1 pseudogene is annotated in these 229 nt (G+C 62.0%); it reads right to left on the bottom strand.

Annotated features, from left to right (window positions below):
• Nucleotides 1-77: 77 nt before the first annotated feature.
• A pseudogene (locus AB0T83_RS20560) lies at nt 78-229 on the bottom strand (IS3 family transposase); the annotation flags it as partial.

Genomic DNA, 229 nt, shown 5'->3' with positions numbered 1-229 from the left:
CTACGCTGCACTGCAAAGATCAGACATGGCCGCGTAACTAAGACAAATCAGCCTCCGGCAAACCCGGTGCGGTTCATGTCCTTCTCGGTGTAGGCGCTACCGTTGTCGGAGAGCACCTCAATCACCTCCGGGGCGCGATATGTCCCGAAGCGCTGTTCGACGGCCTCCAGCAGCATGTCACGCACGTCCGAGCCGCTGATGCCGGCATTGGCCACGGCGCGCCAGGCAA

This window comes from Meridianimarinicoccus marinus (genome assembly GCF_040689105.1).
In the GTDB taxonomy this organism is placed as follows: Bacteria; Pseudomonadota; Alphaproteobacteria; order Rhodobacterales; family Rhodobacteraceae; genus Meridianimarinicoccus; species Meridianimarinicoccus marinus.
Note: the sequence above shows the minus strand (reverse complement) of the source record. Positions and strands in the feature narration are given on the sequence as shown.